The following is a 16553-nucleotide window of genomic DNA, read 5'->3' on the forward strand; positions in this document are numbered from 1 at the left end:
TAGCCAAGTGGTAATGAAATACCGTGTGAGTGGCACGCTTATAGCAAACTTCTCCTTGGAGCGGATTATCACGCAGGAAATTTGACGCCATGAACTTTGATCTAAAGTCTGCCAGGAGCCGCTTGCCAAAGCGTTTGCAGGCATCTTAAATTGTTACTGGATGTGATAGCGAAGTTGCAGGGCATATTATAAAAATCAAGGCGTTAAGTGTTTTTGCTGATTTTTTCTCTTTTTCAGATAGACCATAGAGCACTTCAAAGGACGTCGAAGAAGAAATGAAAGAGACCTTGACGGCTGTGGCGCGAAAGCACCTGTCACCCTCCATGCGCTACGAAATGAGGCTGCTGGCCAGCAAAGTTCGGGAAGTGGCGGCGCGTGCCTGTTTCTGGCGTTGGGAAGTAGCCAGGTTTCGGCTACAGCAGGAGAGCCCGTACGAAATTCTCTACATCGGCCGCAAGCAACAGCGGGAAATGGCCAAGCTGCTGATCGGTGGCAAGGGCCAGGGCAGCGCTTCGATCGTGGACAGTGCAAGTGCCACGGCGGCTGCCAACCATGTCGTGGTCATCAGCGAAATGCCCTCGTCGGGGGCGCTGTCAGTGCCGCATTACCTGAGCGCCGTAGTGCCGCTGGGCCGCTCGCTGGAGGACATCACGGCGCGCTATGACAGCGAGCTGCGGCGCAGCATCCGCAAGAACCGCCCGCTGTACCAGATGCGCCAGGCACTCTCGGACGACGAGATCGCCATGGCAGACCGTGAGCTGCTGCGCCCCTATGCCACCGCCAGGCAGGGTATCCATGCTGCGCAGTTCCCCACGGACGAAGTGTTCCGCATTGCCAAAAGCGTCGGCCGGCTCGACTTGATCATGCTGGGTGACGACGTGATCGGCTGCCATCTGGGTTGCGAAGTGGTACGTGGTGGCAAGCGTTACTGGAGCACGTTGCGTTTCGGCTATTGCGAGGCGGTGTTCAGTGATGCCAAGCGGTTGCGCGAGGTCAATTCGATTACCACCTTCATGGCGCTTGAGTGGGCTTTGGAGCAGGGCTTCGATTATTACGACATCGGCCTTTGCCTGGCGCGCCCGGACGATGGCCTGCTGAAATGGAAGCGCCGTCGCGGGGGGGACATCGACTCTTTGGGTAACCATGCCTACCTGTTCGTTCGCTTACCCAAGACCGGTACGGCGAAGTTCTTGTGGGATACGCCGATGTTTGCAGTGGAGGGCGACAAACTCACGCTGCACCTGGGGTTGCCGGACGGCCCGAGCGATGAAGAGGTTGCCAGCCGATACCACGAAATGGTGTTTGGCGGCCTGCACAAGATTTATCTCTATGGCGGCAACGAGGCGGGTGAACCGTTCGTGGAAACCCTGCGCAGCCGTTACGCAAGCTTGCAGTCACCGCCCACGATGGAAAGAGTCACGTGCAACTGAGTGGTTGCCAGGGATGCATTGATCTGGCGTTTTACGCCAGGGTTTAGACTTCGTCATCAGGGGAGGACGCTTCATGGGAAGCGACATCTCGCAGTTCAGTGCATCGCCCGCAGCCAGGCAGCACACCTGGACGTTGGCCGCCTACCGCTACATGGCGCGCAAGCGGCTGGGCAAAAACACGGCCCTCGACCTCAAGAGCATCGCCACCAAGAGTTGGGACATTGCCCCGGGCGAAACCACGGTGTCGCCGCCGGCCGTTTTCCTGCCTGGCCAGTTGGAGCGGGTCACGGGCTGGGAGGGCAAGCGTTTTTACCCCTACGTGCACCCCGCTCGCACCATGGAGGGCGGCATCAGCACGCTACAAGGGCCAACCCGCGGCTACCTGATCAAGAATGTGTGGCTGGTCGACGGCGCGTTGTACAAGGGCAAGGCCAGCCACTGGCTGTCGCTGAAGCCGACCACTTTCCCGACCATCATCGTGGACAACGAAATAGACCGCGGAGCTATTTATTGCACGCAGAACGGCAACTCGTGGTTCGGCACCTGGCTGATGGAAGATTGCCCGACCTATGCGCTGGCCTGTAACGAAGGCATACCGGTGACCACCGCGCCATCGGCCAGGTACCCGCTGTTTACCCAGGCGCCGGCCTATGAAGACTGGCTGGGCATGAAGCCGCTGCGCCTGCGCAGTGCATTTTTCCGTGAGCTGGTGCTGTTCGACGACCAAAGCAACAACCGCAGCCGGCATGCCCGCTACCAGGCCATGGGTGACAAGCTGCTATCCCATGTGCCGCATGCGCCGCACCCCGGGGTGTTCCTGCTGCGTGGCGGTGACGGCGACCTGCGCTTGTTGCGCAACGAACTGGAGCTTGCCGAGCACCTGCGTGTTACCCGTGGTTTTCGCGTCGTCAATCCGCTGAAGTCCGACCTACCGAGTATTGTCGCGGCCTGTGCCGGGGCCAGGGTGGTCATCGGCGTGGAGGGCAGCCAGTTGGTGCACGGGGTGAATGTGCTTCAGGCAGGCGGTTGCCTGCTCACCTTGCAGCCGCCGAACCGCTTTGTCAGCTACTACAAGTACCTGACGGACCGTGACCACCAGCATTTTGGCTTTGTGGTCGGCATACCGGAGGGCGATGGCTTTCGCATAGATATCGGTGAGGTGGAGCGCACGCTTGACCTGTTTCCACAGGTAAACGTGTAGTATCGGTGCATGTCATTAGCGAGTGAGTAAGGGGATGATCGAGGTTTCGCGGTTCTGGCGTGACCCTGCATTGCCCTTTGTCGAAGCGCGACGGGTAGGGGACGGGCGGCAGGTGTGCTACGCCGCGCACTCCCATGAGAGCTTTTCAATCGGTGTGATCACCGGTGGGCGAAGCACCTACCTGAGCGGTGACCTGCGCATCGAGGTCGTGGCCGGTACCACGGTGTTGATGAACCCGGGCGTGGTGCATACCTGCAACCCCATCGACGGCGAGCCTTGGTCTTACCTGATGCTCTTTGTCGACTTGCCCTGGTTGCAGGCACAAGGCTTTGAGTTGCCGACGCAGGCCTGGAGCGACTCGCCTGCGTTGTACCAACGGTTGTTGCAGGCGTTCGCAGACCTGTTCGATGCGGGCGTGCCTGACCGGGAAGGCCGCCTGGCCGCGCTGTTCGGCTCATTGCCGGGCTTTCTCGGCGCCAATGCCCGTGTGAGTGACGAAGGCTACCCACGGCTGGACGCGGCAGCAGCGTTCATACGCGCTCATCGCAGCGACCCGCTGAGCCTGGAAGATATCTGCACAGCGTGCGGCCTGTCGCGCGCCTACCTGATTCGTGCCTTTCGCCAACATTACGGGCTGACACCGCATGGCTACCTGCTCGACCAGCGCGTTCAGCTGGCCAGGGCGCAGTTGCGTCAGGGACGGGCGATTGCCGAGGTTGCGCAGGAGGCCGGGTTTGCCGACCAGGCGCATTTGCAGCGGGCGTTCAAAAAGCATCTGGCTGCGACGCCGGGTCACTACCGCAATGCCACCGGGGTCAGATAACCAGGTAAACAGCACTGCCTGCCAGCAAAACCGCCAACCCTCGATTGAGCAGGCGCATGTGCCGTGGGTTGCTCAGGTACTGGCGAATCACGCTGCCGGCCCATGCCCAACTGGCCACCGAAATGAAACAGATCGGCCCGTAGATCCAGGTGAACAACCACAGCAAGTGCTGCTCACCGCCGGTGTAGGCGCCGACCCCGGCCACTGCCGCCAGCCAGGCCTTGGGGTTCAGCCATTGCATGGCCGCGCCGTGCCAGGCCGAGGGGGCGGTTGTTGAGTGCGCGCCAGTCAGCTGGCCATCGTCGCGGGCCAGTTTCCACGCCATGTACAGCAGAAACATCACCCCACCCCAGTGCAGCAGCAAGCCCAGCACAGGCCAGCGCAGCAGCAGCTGGTGCAGGCCCAGCCCGACCAGCACCAGCAACAGACAGAAGCCCACCGTGGCGCCGGCTACATGGGCCAGGCTGGCGCGTAAGCCATGGCTGGCGCCGCTGCTCAGGGCAACGATGTTGACCGGGCCGGGGGAGATTGACGCCGCCAGTGCGAAGGCGGCCATGGACAGGGACAGGCTCATGAGAGGGATCCGGGTAGTTGCAAGGAACCATGATTTTCAGCCGTTGGTTGTCTAGAGTATTGAATAAAAGTCCCCAACCAAGGCTGACCCCCATGCGTTACAGGTTTTGTAATAGTTTTGCGCTATCAGAGAAACCTGCTGTGCTTGTAGGATTATTTTCCCAATTTTCAATCAAGGTATATATGAGCACCTTCGCGGAGCCCCCCAGTCTCTGGCCTTTCAGGCCGTCCCTCCTCTGTCCTTGTGACGCTTCCCTCGTGAGTACCCACTAATGGAATGGCTAGCCGATCCCACGGCCTGGCTAGGCCTGTTGACGCTTATTGTCCTCGAGCTGGTGCTGGGTATCGACAACCTGGTGTTCATCGCCATCCTGGCAGACAAGCTGCCGCCGCATCAGCGCGACCGCGCGCGGGTGATTGGCCTGAGCCTGGCGTTGATCATGCGCCTGGGCCTGTTGGCCAGTATTTCGTGGATGGTTACCCTCACCGCACCTTTGATCGATGTGTTCGGCAAGAGCTTCTCTGGCCGTGACCTGATCATGCTGTTCGGTGGTGTGTTCCTGCTGTTCAAGGCCACCATGGAGTTGCACGAACGCCTGGAAGGCCATGTGACCCAGGCCAGTGGCACGCTGCGCCATGCCGCATTCTGGCCTATCGTCGCCCAGATCGTGGTGCTGGACGCGGTGTTCTCGCTGGATGCGGTGATCACGGCAGTGGGCATGGTTGAAGAGCTGTCGGTGATGATGATCGCGGTGATCTTCTCGATCGGTATCATGATCGTTGCCAGCAAGCCGCTGACCCGCTTCGTCAACGCCCACCCCACGGTGATCATGCTGTGCCTGGGCTTCCTGATGATGATCGGTTTCAGCCTCACCGCCGAGGGCCTGGGCTTCCATATCCCGAAAGGCTACCTGTACGCGGCGATTGGCTTCTCGATCCTGATCGAGCTGTTCAACCAGCTGGCCCGTGCCCGCCGCAAGCGCAGCCTGCAGCAGCACCGGCCGCTGCGTGAGCGCACCGCACATGCCGTGCTGCGCCTGCTGGGCGGCCGCCGGGTCGAGGCTGACGAGGTGGGCGAGGAAATCGCCGACCTGGTCGATGGTGGCGAGGAACAGGTGCTGTTCGACCGCCGTGAACGGGTGATGATCAGTGGCGTACTGAACCTGGCCGAGCGGCCGATCCGTACGGTGATGACCGCCCGTACCGAGGTCGATGTGATCGACCTTGCGCAACCGGCCGAGGTTATTACCCAGACCCTGGCCAACTCGCCGTACTCGCGCCTGCCGTTGATACGTAATGGCCGTGTCGACGAGCCACTGGGCTTCGTGCACAAGAAGGAGCTGCTGAAGGAGTTGTTGTCGGGCAACCAGCCGGATCTGGAAGGCATGGTACGGGCGCCGTTGAACCTGCTGGAGAGTTTCAGCATTCTCAACGCCCTGGAGCAGATGCGTGCGCAGTCGACCCACATCGCCTTCGTGATCAACGAGTTCGGTGACTTCACCGGCCTGTTGACCATGACCGACATCCTCGAGTCGATTGCCGGTGAACTGCCGGACGCGAGCGAGGTTGAAGGCCCCGGTATCGTCCAGGAGGGCGAAGGCTTTGTGGTGAGCGGTGCACTGAACCTGAGCCAGGTGCAGGCACGTACCGGCTTCAGTGCCCGTGCCACAGACGATTACCAGACCCTGGCAGGCCTGGTGATGAGCTTGCTCGACCGCCTGCCGATGGTGGGGGATCGCCTGGCCTGGAATGGCTGGACGCTCACCGTGGAGGCGGTGGAAGAGCGCCGCGTGCGCCAGGTTCGGCTTATACCGAACGGCGACGCTGACGCAGCAGGTGCTTGAAACCTTCGAGCACCAGTACCAGCACCGCGGCCCAGATCGGCAGGTACGTCAGCCACTGATCCGGGCCGATGGTTTCGCCCAGCAGCAGCGCCACCCCCACCAGCAGCACGGGCTCGACGTAGCTGAGCAGGCCGAACAGGCTGAACGGTAGCATGCGACTGGCCAGTACGTAGGCGATCAGGGCCGAGGCACTGATGGCCCCAAGGACCGGGATCAGGGCATATAGGCCCGGGTGAGCCTGCAGGTCGCCAGACGAAAGCGGGCCCTGGATCACGAAGTACAGCGCCCACGGCAGCAACAGGCACATGTCGCACCACAGGCCACCCAGGTGGTCGGTGCGGCAACGCCGGCGCAGTACGAAGTAGATCGGGTAGCCGATCGTCACCAGCAGGGTTTCCCAGGCAAAACTGCCATTTTGGTACAGCTCGTGGCCTACGCCCAGCGCGGCGCAGGCCACGGCTACCTTCTGCAGGCGCGACAGGCGCTCGCCATACACCAGCCGCCCGGTCAGGACCATGGCCAGCGGCAACAGAAAGTAGCCCATCGACACTTCCAGGCTGCGCCCGTGCAGGGGCGCCCACAGGAACAGCCACAACTGCACGCCCATCAACCACGACGTACCGACCATGCCCAGCAACAGCACGGGCGTGCGTTTTACCCGGCCCAGCAGGTCGCCTACCCGTTTCCAGTCCTTCGAGACAAGCATGAACAAGGTGAGGCAGGGCAGCGTCAGCAGGGTGCGCCAGCCAAAAATCTCTTCGCCATCGAGTGGCGCGAGCAGCGAGGTATAGAAGTACATCACAGCGAACAGACAGGACGCCATGACCGATGAAACAATGCCTTTTGACACAAGTGCCTCGAATGGGGGAGTTGAGCGGTTGGATCAGCCGCGCATGATCTCAGGGGGCGCGCCTTGCGGCAACCGTGACGCGCCCGGATGTGCGGCCAGTGCCTCAAGGAACTGCGCCGCCGGCATGGGCCTGGCGAACAGGTAGCCTTGCTGGAAGTCCACGCCATGGCGGGCCAGGTAGTCGCGCTGGATGTCGGTTTCGACGCCCTCGGCAACGATGCCAAGGCCAAGTTTGGCAGACAGCTCGATGATGGTTTCGAGGATGTGCAGCGACAGCGCATCGCCGCCGATCATGGCGACGAAGCTCTGGTCGATTTTCAGGTAGTCGACCTTGAACTGGCGCAGGTAATTGAGGCTGGACTGCCCGGTGCCGAAGTCGTCGAGTGCAATCATCACCCCCATGGCATGCAGTTTCTCGAACAGTTCCAGGGTCACGGGGGTGGGCTCGATCAGCTTGCGCTCGGTCAGCTCCAGGGTCAGTACCACCCGGCCGGGCGGGAAGTGCTGCAGGAAGGTGCGGCAGTCGTCCAGCAGGCGCAGGTCGCGGCAGTGGTCGGCGGTGATGTTGACCCCGATGTGGAAGCCATCCTCCAGCAGCCCGGCATAGGGCGCCAGGCTCTGGGCAGTGTGCATCATCAATGAGCGGGTCATGGCGACGATCTGGCCGCTGTGCTCGGCATAGGGGATGAACAGGTCAGGGCGAACCAGGCCTTCTCGCGGGTGGTTCCAGCGCATCAGCACTTCAACACCGGCCCAGCGGTAATCGCCCTTGCGCACCACCGGCTGGAAGTACGGCAGGAATTCGTCGGCTTGCAGGGCCCGATCCAGCTCGGCGCGGGGCGAGGTGGCGCGGCGAATCTGCCAGCGGCAAACCAGCGCGGCCACGGTACCCAGCACCAGCAGCAGGCTGAGCAGGGCAGGGTAGTGGCTGCGCAGCAACTGGCCCTGCTTGTCGGCACTGTAGCCACCCTGCACGCTGAACGGGTAGCGCGTGGAGCCGAGCAACACGTTTGCGCTGGCTGCGGCAGGCGGTACGCCCTTTTGCACAACGCCGTCCTTGCCCATCCAGGCGTTGCCCACGCGTATTTGCAGGTCTTCGTCGGGGCCGATCAGGCGCAACGCGGTCAGCAGATGGTCGCCATCCACGGTGGTGATTGCACCGTTGTCGCCGTCGCTGGCGCGGTACACCAACAGTGGATGGCCCGGGGTGACCGAGTTGCCGTCCATCAGCCACAGTTTGCCGTCGGTGTAGTCGCTGGCGTTCACTGGTTCATCGAATTCGCCAAACAGCGACGTGCAATAAAGGTTGTTGTGCCTGAACAGGTTGGTGGAGCGCACGAAGGCATTGCGGGTCACCTGGGCACGCAGCGCAAGCTGGACCTGGTCACAAGGGCTGGCAACCAGTGGCAGTAGCGCATTGGCAGCGCCGGACAGGTTGTCGAGGATGCGTTCGACGTGCTCTACCGCCTGGCGGGTGGTGGCCTCGCTGCTGGCCTGCATCTCGCGCTCGACCTGCCAGTTCATCACGGCAAGGCCGCACAATACCGGCAGCACGCCGACGACCCAGGGCAGCAGGTTGCGCCATCCCAGGCTGGCGCGGCGTTTAGCAGTAAGGGGCATGCTGAAGTGATCTGTAGGAGGGGTAACGAGAGGATAGCCGCTTGTCGGAACGTACGGCCAACTAAAACGCGACAAACTTTTTTACGCCATGTAGAATCCATTTACGAATACAACAATAAGGTCCTTCAATTCCGAAGGATCAAGCCCGCCGAGAATGGGTCCATATGACATACCATGGGTTCAAGCTGATCATAGGTGACTTCCTCGCCCGCAGCGTGCGGGGAATCCCGTGCTCCCCCCCGTTTCTGTTCCACATCCCACGCAATCAATAATTTTTCGCTGCAGATGAGGACACGAACATGGCTGATATCTTCGATAACCCAATGGGCCTGATGGGCTTCGAATTCATCGAACTGGCTTCGCCTACCCCGGGCGTACTTGAGCCGGTCTTCCAGATTCTGGGTTTCACCAAGGTGGCGAGCCACCGCTCCAAGGATGTGCACCTGTACCGCCAAGGTGGCATCAACCTGATCCTGAACAACGAACCTAAGAGCATCGCCTCGTATTTCGCGGCCGAACACGGCCCGTCTGTATGTGGCATGGCGTTTCGCGTGCGCAATGCCCATGAGGCCTATGCCCGAGCCCTGGAGCTGGGCGCCCAGCCCGTGGAAATCGAAACCGGGCCGATGGAACTGCGCCTGCCGGCAATCAAAGGCATCGGTGGTGCGCCGCTGTACCTGATCGACCGCTTCGAAGAAGGCAGCTCGATCTACGACATCGACTTCAACTTCATCGAGGGTGTGGACCGCAACCCGGTGGGTGCCGGCCTGAAAATCATCGACCACCTCACCCACAACGTTTATCGCGGGCGCATGGCCTACTGGGCTGGCTTCTACGAGAAGCTGTTCAACTTCCGCGAAATCCGCTACTTCGATATCAAGGGTGAGTACACCGGCCTGACGTCCAAGGCCATGACCGCTCCCGATGGCATGATCCGCATTCCGCTCAACGAAGAGTCGTCCAAGGGTGCCGGGCAGATCGAAGAGTTCCTGATGCAGTTCAACGGCGAAGGTATCCAGCACGTGGCCTTCCTGACCGACGACCTGCTCAAGACCTGGGATGCCCTGAAGGGCTTTGGCATGCGCTTCATGACTGCGCCGCCGCAAACCTACTACGAAATGCTTGAAGAGCGGCTGCCTGGTCACGGCGAGCCGGTCGACCAGTTGCAAGCACGCGGCATCCTCCTCGATGGTGCCTCACAGCCCGAAGACAAACGCCTGCTGTTGCAGATTTTCTCGGAAACCCTGCTCGGCCCGGTGTTCTTCGAGTTCATCCAGCGCAAAGGTGACGATGGCTTTGGTGAAGGCAACTTCAAGGCGTTGTTCGAATCCATCGAACGTGACCAGGTACGCCGCGGTGTGCTGAGCACCGACTGATGCCGTCTGGGTAGCGCCGCCTTCATGTAGCGTTGGCGGCTCTATCACGGCTGCTGGAGCGTGCCCTGAACAGGCCCAGATAGACGATCGAGCCGGTCACGATCCCCACCAGCATCAACGAGGGCAGGATCTGCAGCATGGACTGGCGGATTTCCTGGGCGGTGTAGCCTTGCGCGTAGCCGCCTTTTACCTTGTACCCATACTTGGTCGAGAATGCGCTTGCCAGGAACTCCGACTGCGACGGACGCTGTGCGTCACGGCTATCGCCTTTGCTCCAGATGTAGCGTTCGCCGAACTCCAGTAGCAGTGTCAAACCATCCTGAAAACCATCCAGTTCGTTGCGCAGCTGTGAGGCATATGCGGTGACGATCACGCCGCCGCCGCTGCCTTGCAGGTAGAAATTCACCAGCAGTTTGCGACGTTTGTCAGGTTGCCCATAAGACAAATCGACCTGTTTGCCCGATAAACTAAAGGCAGATAAGTAGTCCAGCGAGTCTGAAGTACTGCTGCAGTAGGCTTCATTGCCCATTACCAGGGTCAACGACCTGAGCATGGAGCGGCTCACGACCTGCTCCTGTAAAACGCTTCTGGCGCTTTCGCAGGGTGTGCCTGCCAGTGGCAAGGCACGCTGGCCAGCCTCATGCAGTCGATTCAGTGCCTGGTCAACGCTGAAAACCGCTTCCTGAACAGAAATGGCCGCGTTTTCCGCAAGCTTCATTTCCAGTTGAACAATCATCACCAACAAACCGGATATCACAGGCACCAGGCCTACAGTGGTGAGCAGCAGGAGCTCCCGCAGGCGGCGCCCGGCGTGCATGATTTTCAGCATGGTGCATCAGTTCTCCGGGCAGAAGCTGTTCGTGGTGTACAGCTGAGCCCAGAGCCTATGCATTCAATGACTGGCCGGCTGTAGTCCGCGCGCAGTCTGCGCGAGAGGAAAACCAGAAGGCTGATGTAAGGCTTTACCTGCCGTTGAGGTTCTCCAGTACTTTCTCTGCGAGCAGTGCAGTGGAGTCAGGGTTCTGCCCGGTGATCAGCCGACCATCCTCGACCACGTAGGGTTTCCACGGGTCATCATGTTTACTGTACTCGCCGCCCCGGCCACCTAGCTCTTTTTCCGTCGAGAAAGGCACCACCTTGTCCAGCTCGACCAGTTGTTCCTCGACATCGGAAAAGCCGGTCACTTTGCGACCCTTCAGCAGCAGGCTGTTGTCGCTGAGCTTGATGTTGAGCAGGCCGGCCACGCCATGGCAGACCGCTGCAACAATGCCACCCTTTTCATAGACCTTGCGTGCCAGCTCCTGCAGCGGCTTGTTTTCGGCAAAGTCGTACATCACCCCGTGCCCACCGGTGTAGTAGATGACGCTGTATTCGTCGGCCTTTACCTGGCCAGGGCTCAAGCTGGTGCCCAGGCGGGTCATGAAGCGTTTGTCGTCATACCATTGCCAGTCCAGGTCAGGGGCCATCTGCAGGCTGTGTGGGTCGACAGGGACGTAACCACCCTCTGGGCTGACATAATCGACCGTGTAGCCGGCCTTTTCGACTTTCTCGACAAAGTGCACCGCTTCACCCAGCCACAGCCCGGTCGCCCGTTTCAAGGTCGGATACTTGGCTGTATTGGTCAGCACTACCAGCATTTTCTTGCTCATGACCACGCTCCTGTCGGCAACCTGAATGGGCCGTTGCTCCCTGGCCCGTGGGAAAACCTAATCAGCATAGCTGTCACCTGCAAGTCCGCCATAATGTGCGATGCGCGCTGTGCTAACGTGAACGAACACCCAAGGGGGAAGCCCGATTGGGACAGCACCTTTTCAACCCTGAGCACTGCGGAGTCACGAAATTGGTCGCACCTGGTACGCCGCGCAAGGCTGCGCAGACGGTCACCCTGCACCCGTCGGTCCTGGCACCCCTCGACCTGATGGGCGAACGGATCGCCCGGTTCGATTGGGGGCGTACCTCACTCGGGCATTTGCCGTGTTGGCCGGCGTCGTTGCGCACTGCCGTCGACATGATGCACTTGTCGCCATTCCCGTGTGCGGTGGTCTGGGGCGCCGACCTGTGCGTGGTTCACAACAAAGGCTATCGGGCGCTAAGGGCAGTGTTTCCGGATGCGTTGGGCAACGCGTTCGATGTGCTCTGGAGTGATCTCTGGCCTGCAATGGGGCCGTGGGTATTCAAGGCGCTTGAAGGTTGCTCGAACTTTGTCGAGGATCCGCCCTTGCGTATCGTCTGCGCAGAAGACGGCGAAGCGCTGTGGTGCGCGTTCGGTTATGCACCCCTGCACGATGAACTTGGCAACGTGGCGGGGTTTCTGCATACGGTGATCGAGACCACGGCCAGCGTAGAGGCGCACAGTCGCTGGCGTGAGCAGGCGCAGGGCTTTGAGCGGCAGATAGCGCGACATGTGGCCGAGCGCGAGCAGATCTGGCAGTTGTCGCGTGATGCAATGATGATGGTTACCCCAGATCTCAAGCTGTACTCGGCCAACCCTGCCTGGTACCGCATTCTGGGTTGGCCCGAGGAGCAGGTTCGCAATCTGCAGATACTGGAACTGGTTCATCCAGCGGACCGCGCCGAGGTAGAGGTGGCCGTCACCGGGCTCCTGCAATACCAGGATGCAGAGCACCTGGAGACTCGATTGCGCCATTGTGATGGCCATTATCACTGGTTTCGCTGGAGTGCCCGATATGATGGCAGATTGCTGACTGCAGTGGGCCGGGATATCACCGGTGAGCGCGAAGAAGCCGCGCGTCAGTCTGAGGCGCTGATGCGCAACAGCGAACGCATGGAAGTGGTAGGCCAGTTGGCAGGGGGCATGGGCCATGAGATGAACAACCTGCTGTCGGGTATCGGTGGCAGTCTCGAGCTGTTGCAGCGGCGCCTTCAGGAGGGGCGCATGGAGCGGGTTGAAACCTATGTGGAGGTCGCTCGCGACTCGGTGCTGCGCGCCATGGAACTGACTCATCGCCTGTTGGCGTTCTCTCGCCATCAGCCGCTGGCGCCGAAGCCGCTCGACTTCAATCGGCAATTACGGCAAAGCGAACCGTTGCTACTGAAGGCACTTGGCGCAGAGATGCGTCTGCAGTGGCAGCTGGATGTGGTGCCTTGGTCTGTATGCCTTGACGTCCCCCAGTTTGAAAATGCCCTGGTCAACCTCTGCTCCAATGCCCGAGAGGCTTGCCTGGCGCGTGGTAACGTTACTATTCGTAGTGTCAACGAGCGGTTGATGGCCAGTTTTCCTGATGAGAAAGGCCTGCCGCCTGGCGACTATGTCGCCTTGCATGTCGAGGATGATGGCCATGGAATGGCGGCGGAGGACATCGCCAGGGCCTTTGAGCCGTTCTTTACGACCAAGCCCATCGGGCGCGGTTTCGGGCTCGGGCTATCGCTGGTGTACGGCTTTGTCGGTCAATCGGGGGGGTACGCCTGGATTGAGTCGACCCCGCAACAGGGCACCAGGGTTTCCATGCTTTTCCCAAGGTGCAATGACCCGGTACCCGAAACGCTCAAACCCGAACAACGCACCCGGTGCATGGCCCAAGGCGAGCGTCTGTTGCTGGTCGATGACGAATTCAACTTGCGCGCGGTGATGCGTGAGTACCTGACTGAGCGCGGCTTTGTGGTCACTGAAGCAAGCGACGCGAATACTGCGCTGGAGCGCTTTCGGCTGGACGACCCTTTTGACCTGGTGATCACCGACATTGGTTTACCGGGCGGGTTCAGCGGTCGGCAAGTGGCCAAGGCCATGCGCATGCAGCTACCTTCTCAGAAGATCCTGTTCATCACCGGCTATGCTGACCATCCGATTGAAGCGCAACTGCTCGAACAGCCGGGTACGGCGTTGATGAACAAGCCGTTTTCGATGGCGGACCTTGCCGACCAGGCAATACGCATGCTCGAACAATGACGTGCTTCAGGGTTGGCCAAGAATCTGTGCGACTTGAGCCTGTAGCGTTTTCAGTTCGAATGGTTTGCAAATAAGGTGCATGCCCGTGCCGAGGAACCCCTCGCGGGCCATGGCCGTTTCCGCGTAGCCGGTAATGAACAGCACCGGCAAGCGTGGGCGCAGGCTGCGTGCGATCTCGGCCAGTTGGCGGCCATTCATGCCGGGCAAGCCGACATCGCTGACCAGTAGATCCACGGGTTGTGCCGAGCGAAGCACTTTGAGCCCTTGGGTGGCGTTGGCCGCGCTACGGCAGGGGAAGCCGCTCTCGCGCAGGGCCTGGCACAGCAATTGACGGACATGGGGGTCGTCCTCGACGACCAGCACGTGTCGGCCTTGGCGCTCTTGCACAGGTACCGGTTTGCTCGGTGCCTGGACTTGACCGATATGGCGCGGCAAGTACAGGTCTACCCGTGTGCCCTGGCCGATCTGGCTGTGCAGGGCCACATGCCCGCGAGACTGTTTGCTGAAGCCGTACACCATCGAGAGGCCCAGGCCGATGCCTTGGCCGATCGCCTTGGTACTGAAAAAGGGTTCGAACGCACGCTCCAGTGTGCTTTGCGCCATGCCTTGGCCGTCATCGATGATGCTCAGGCGCAGATAGTCACCGGCGCACAGCGTTCCGCTGGTGAATTGCTTGCTCTCGATGTGCTGGTTGCTCGCCTCGATTCGTAGCTGGCCGCCACTGGGCATGGCTTCGCAGGCATTGAGCAGCAGGTTGTCGAGGGCTTCCTGGAGCTGCTTGTCATCAGCTTCTACGGGCCACAGGTCTTTGGCGATGTGCACGTGCAAGGTTACGGAAGGGTTCAGGCAGGCCTTCAGGCGTTTTACCTCAAGCAGGCTGTGCAGGTCGACACGCTGGCTGTTCAGCGATTGGCGGGAGGAGAAGGCCAGCAAGCGGTGGGTCAGGCGGGCTGCGCGTGCAACTGCCTCACGGCCCATGTGCAGCACGCTGTCCAGGCCATCGCTGCGGCCTTGATGCAGGCGCCGTTCTATCAGCTCGAAGCTGCCACCAATGCTCGTCAGCAGGTTGTTGAAGTCATGAGCAACCCCCCCGGCCAGCTGGCCAATTGCGTCCATCTTGCGTGCCTGGTAGTGGGTGAACTCGTTGCGTTCCTGCTCCTCGTCCGACAATGCGGCCGGGGTGTTCAGGCGCTGCTGAAGGTCCTGCAACTGGTCGCGTGTCAGGTATTGCCGGCGCCGGTTGCGCAGGGCCGATTGGGTCATGTGCAGCAGTTGGTCATTGTCGAACGGGGCGACCATCAGTAGAAGATTGCCCACCGGGTGGTTACTCGCGCCAGTGGCCGACCAGGCACCCTGAATCAGCAGCACGATGGGCAGGTCCGACCAGCTTTGTTGCTGGTCGATGAATGCCTGCAGCAACGCGCTTGGGCCCTGGCTGAACACTTGCTCGGCAATGATTGCCAGGCCTGCGCCTTCAGTCAGGCAGCTTTGCAGGTTGGCCAGGTCGACGGCGCACAGGCTATTGATGCCGGCTGAAGCGAGCAGGCGCGAGGTATCCGCCGCTAATGGCGGAGGTGCCAGGATCAAGGCACGTTCATCCAGCGCCAGTGAATGGGCCAAAACGACTCTCCTGTAGGGTGGCCTGATACCCACTGGACCTTGGGCACACGCTCAGGGTTCAACAATATTCAGGTGATACCTACAGGCCCTGCTGCAATACGGGGTCGTCCGGGTTCTGCCGCTCCAGTTCGGCCAGCAGCACCTGTACGTTCTGCAATTGCCCGGTCTCTTTCGAATACTGGATCAGCAGCACCCGCGCCCGGCGGTTGGCCGGTTGCCGGTTGAGCACGGTTTCCAGCTGTTTTTGCGCGGCGTCGAGTTGTTCCAGCTCGTGCAGCGTGACTGCCAGCGTATAGCGATAGTCGGCGTTGTCCGGGTCCAGCTCGACGGCGCGGGACAAGGCCAGCAAGGCGTATTCGCGCTGCTCGTGGCGGTTCAGCCAGAGCCCCAGCTCGTACTGCAGGAAGGCTGAGTCGGGGCTTAGCGCCAAGGCTTTGCCCAACACCTGCCGCGAGGCATCGTGGTGGCCCTGACGCTCCAGTAGGCGCACCTGGGTGGCCAAGGCGTCGAGGTTGCCGGGTGCGACCGCCAGTGCCCGCTGTAGGGCCGTGGCCGCCTGGGTGTAGTCGTTTTCGTGCAGGTACAGGCGTGCCAGGTGTACCTGGGCGTCGGCATCCTCGGGTTGTTGCTCGAGCGCCTGTTGGTAGTGTTCCAGGGCTGCCTGCAATGGGCCGAAATACAGGCCGATGGCATCGGGGTCGAGGCCCAGCAGGGCATCCACGGCAGCAAAGCGCACGCTCTGATCGTCGTCGTCCAGCAATGGGCCGAGCACCAGGCTGCGCTGGGCCGCCGGCAGCAGGCGGCGGATACCGGCAATGGCCGCACGGCGCACCAGCGGGTCGGCATGCTCCAGGTCCTGGCGAGCGAGTTTCAATGCCTGGGGGGAGGGGTAGTTGGGTAACTCGGCATAGAGTGCTACGCGGCGGATAGGGGGCAGGTCGTCGCGTTGCAATTGCTGGTACAGCACGCGCGCAGCGCCGGGTTGGCCGTCATGGGCCTGGCGCAGGGCCTTGGCATAGCTGTGTGCAGGCAAGGTCGGCGCGGCTGGCTGCTCATCGCGCCACAGGTAACCGAACAGGGCCGATACCAGGATCAACAGCAGCAGGGCGATCAGGTAGCGGTTGCGTCTGTGCATCGGACGATCCGTGGTGGCGGGAAGGGCAGAGCTTGGGCCAGCCGGGGGGTAAATGCAACCGAGTGAAGGCTGCTGGGTGTCTGTCCCAGGTGTTGCGCTGGCGCGTAAACCGAGCGCCGCCCGCGCGGCGCATCGCGAGCTGCGCTCGCTCCTACGTTTGTGTCGGGCCAGTAA

At 61.2% G+C, this 16553-nt stretch carries 13 protein-coding genes; 6 read left to right on the top strand and 7 right to left on the bottom strand.

What is annotated here, in order from left to right; translation table 11 throughout:
• Window positions 1-275: 275 nt before the first annotated feature.
• The 3 genes from ABOC32_RS16975 (at window position 276) to ABOC32_RS16985 (ending at window position 3454) form a co-directional block, all read left to right on the top strand.
• Window positions 276-1430 (top strand): hypothetical protein, encoded by a 1155-nt coding sequence (locus tag ABOC32_RS16975; RefSeq protein ID WP_426808062.1) that lies wholly within the window; start codon window positions 276-278, stop codon window positions 1428-1430.
• Between the two features lie 73 nt (window positions 1431-1503).
• Window positions 1504-2631, top strand: coding sequence for a glycosyltransferase 61 family protein (locus ABOC32_RS16980; RefSeq protein ID WP_426808063.1), 1128 nt, complete (start codon window positions 1504-1506; stop codon window positions 2629-2631).
• Between the two features lie 34 nt (window positions 2632-2665).
• Window positions 2666-3454, top strand: a complete 789-nt coding sequence (locus ABOC32_RS16985; RefSeq protein ID WP_426808064.1) for an AraC family transcriptional regulator — start codon at window positions 2666-2668, stop codon at window positions 3452-3454.
• Here the strand turns inward: ABOC32_RS16985 and ABOC32_RS16990 are convergent.
• Window positions 3447-4028 (bottom strand): LysE family translocator, encoded by a 582-nt coding sequence (locus ABOC32_RS16990; RefSeq protein WP_426808065.1) that lies wholly within the window; start codon window positions 4026-4028, stop codon window positions 3447-3449. The two genes, ABOC32_RS16985 and ABOC32_RS16990, sit on opposite strands and share 8 nt — an antisense overlap.
• Window positions 4029-4299: 271 nt before the next feature.
• Here ABOC32_RS16990 and ABOC32_RS16995 point away from each other — a divergent pair, with 271 nt between their 5' ends.
• Window positions 4300-5871, top strand: coding sequence for a TerC family protein (locus tag ABOC32_RS16995; RefSeq protein ID WP_426808066.1), 1572 nt, complete (start codon window positions 4300-4302; stop codon window positions 5869-5871).
• Here ABOC32_RS16995 and rarD read toward each other — a convergent pair.
• Window positions 5834-6721, bottom strand: coding sequence for an EamA family transporter RarD (gene rarD / locus ABOC32_RS17000; protein ID WP_234224959.1), 888 nt, complete (start codon window positions 6719-6721; stop codon window positions 5834-5836). The genes ABOC32_RS16995 and rarD overlap by 38 nt on opposite strands.
• Window positions 6722-6754: 33 nt before the next feature.
• Window positions 6755-8341 (bottom strand): EAL domain-containing protein, encoded by a 1587-nt coding sequence (locus ABOC32_RS17005; protein ID WP_426808067.1) that lies wholly within the window; start codon window positions 8339-8341, stop codon window positions 6755-6757.
• A gap of 299 nt (window positions 8342-8640) precedes the next feature.
• Here ABOC32_RS17005 and hppD point away from each other — a divergent pair, with 299 nt between their 5' ends.
• On the top strand, window positions 8641-9717 hold the full coding sequence (hppD, locus tag ABOC32_RS17010; protein WP_028613015.1) for a 4-hydroxyphenylpyruvate dioxygenase: 1077 nt from the start codon (window positions 8641-8643) through the stop codon (window positions 9715-9717).
• Between the two features lie 22 nt (window positions 9718-9739).
• Here hppD and ABOC32_RS17015 read toward each other — a convergent pair whose 3' ends face one another.
• Together ABOC32_RS17015 and ABOC32_RS17020 are read right to left on the bottom strand one after the other, a co-directional pair.
• Window positions 9740-10546, bottom strand: coding sequence for a CSS-motif domain-containing protein (locus ABOC32_RS17015; protein WP_426808068.1), 807 nt, complete (start codon window positions 10544-10546; stop codon window positions 9740-9742).
• A 133-nt stretch (window positions 10547-10679) separates the two neighbouring features.
• Window positions 10680-11366 (bottom strand): type 1 glutamine amidotransferase domain-containing protein, encoded by a 687-nt coding sequence (locus ABOC32_RS17020; protein ID WP_426808069.1) that lies wholly within the window; start codon window positions 11364-11366, stop codon window positions 10680-10682.
• 191 nt (window positions 11367-11557) lie between these two features.
• On the opposite strand from ABOC32_RS17020, the gene ABOC32_RS17025 reads away from it, so the two are divergent.
• Window positions 11558-13624 carry an ATP-binding protein gene (locus ABOC32_RS17025; protein ID WP_426808070.1) on the top strand — a complete coding sequence of 689 codons (2067 nt, stop codon included), beginning with the start codon at window positions 11558-11560 and terminating at the stop codon, window positions 13622-13624.
• Window positions 13625-13630: 6 nt separating this feature from the next.
• On the opposite strand, the gene ABOC32_RS17030 is transcribed toward ABOC32_RS17025, so the two are convergent.
• Window positions 13631-15244 carry a response regulator gene (locus ABOC32_RS17030; RefSeq protein ID WP_426808071.1) on the bottom strand — a complete coding sequence of 538 codons (1614 nt, stop codon included), beginning with the start codon at window positions 15242-15244 and terminating at the stop codon, window positions 13631-13633.
• Window positions 15245-15323: 79 nt separating this feature from the next.
• Window positions 15324-16379 carry a tetratricopeptide repeat protein gene (locus tag ABOC32_RS17035; RefSeq protein WP_426808072.1) on the bottom strand — a complete coding sequence of 352 codons (1056 nt, stop codon included), beginning with the start codon at window positions 16377-16379 and terminating at the stop codon, window positions 15324-15326.
• Window positions 16380-16553: the final 174 nt, after the last annotated feature.

This window comes from Pseudomonas sp. WOUb67, from assembly GCF_050058005.1.
GTDB lineage: Bacteria > Pseudomonadota > Gammaproteobacteria > Pseudomonadales > Pseudomonadaceae > Aquipseudomonas > Aquipseudomonas putida_R.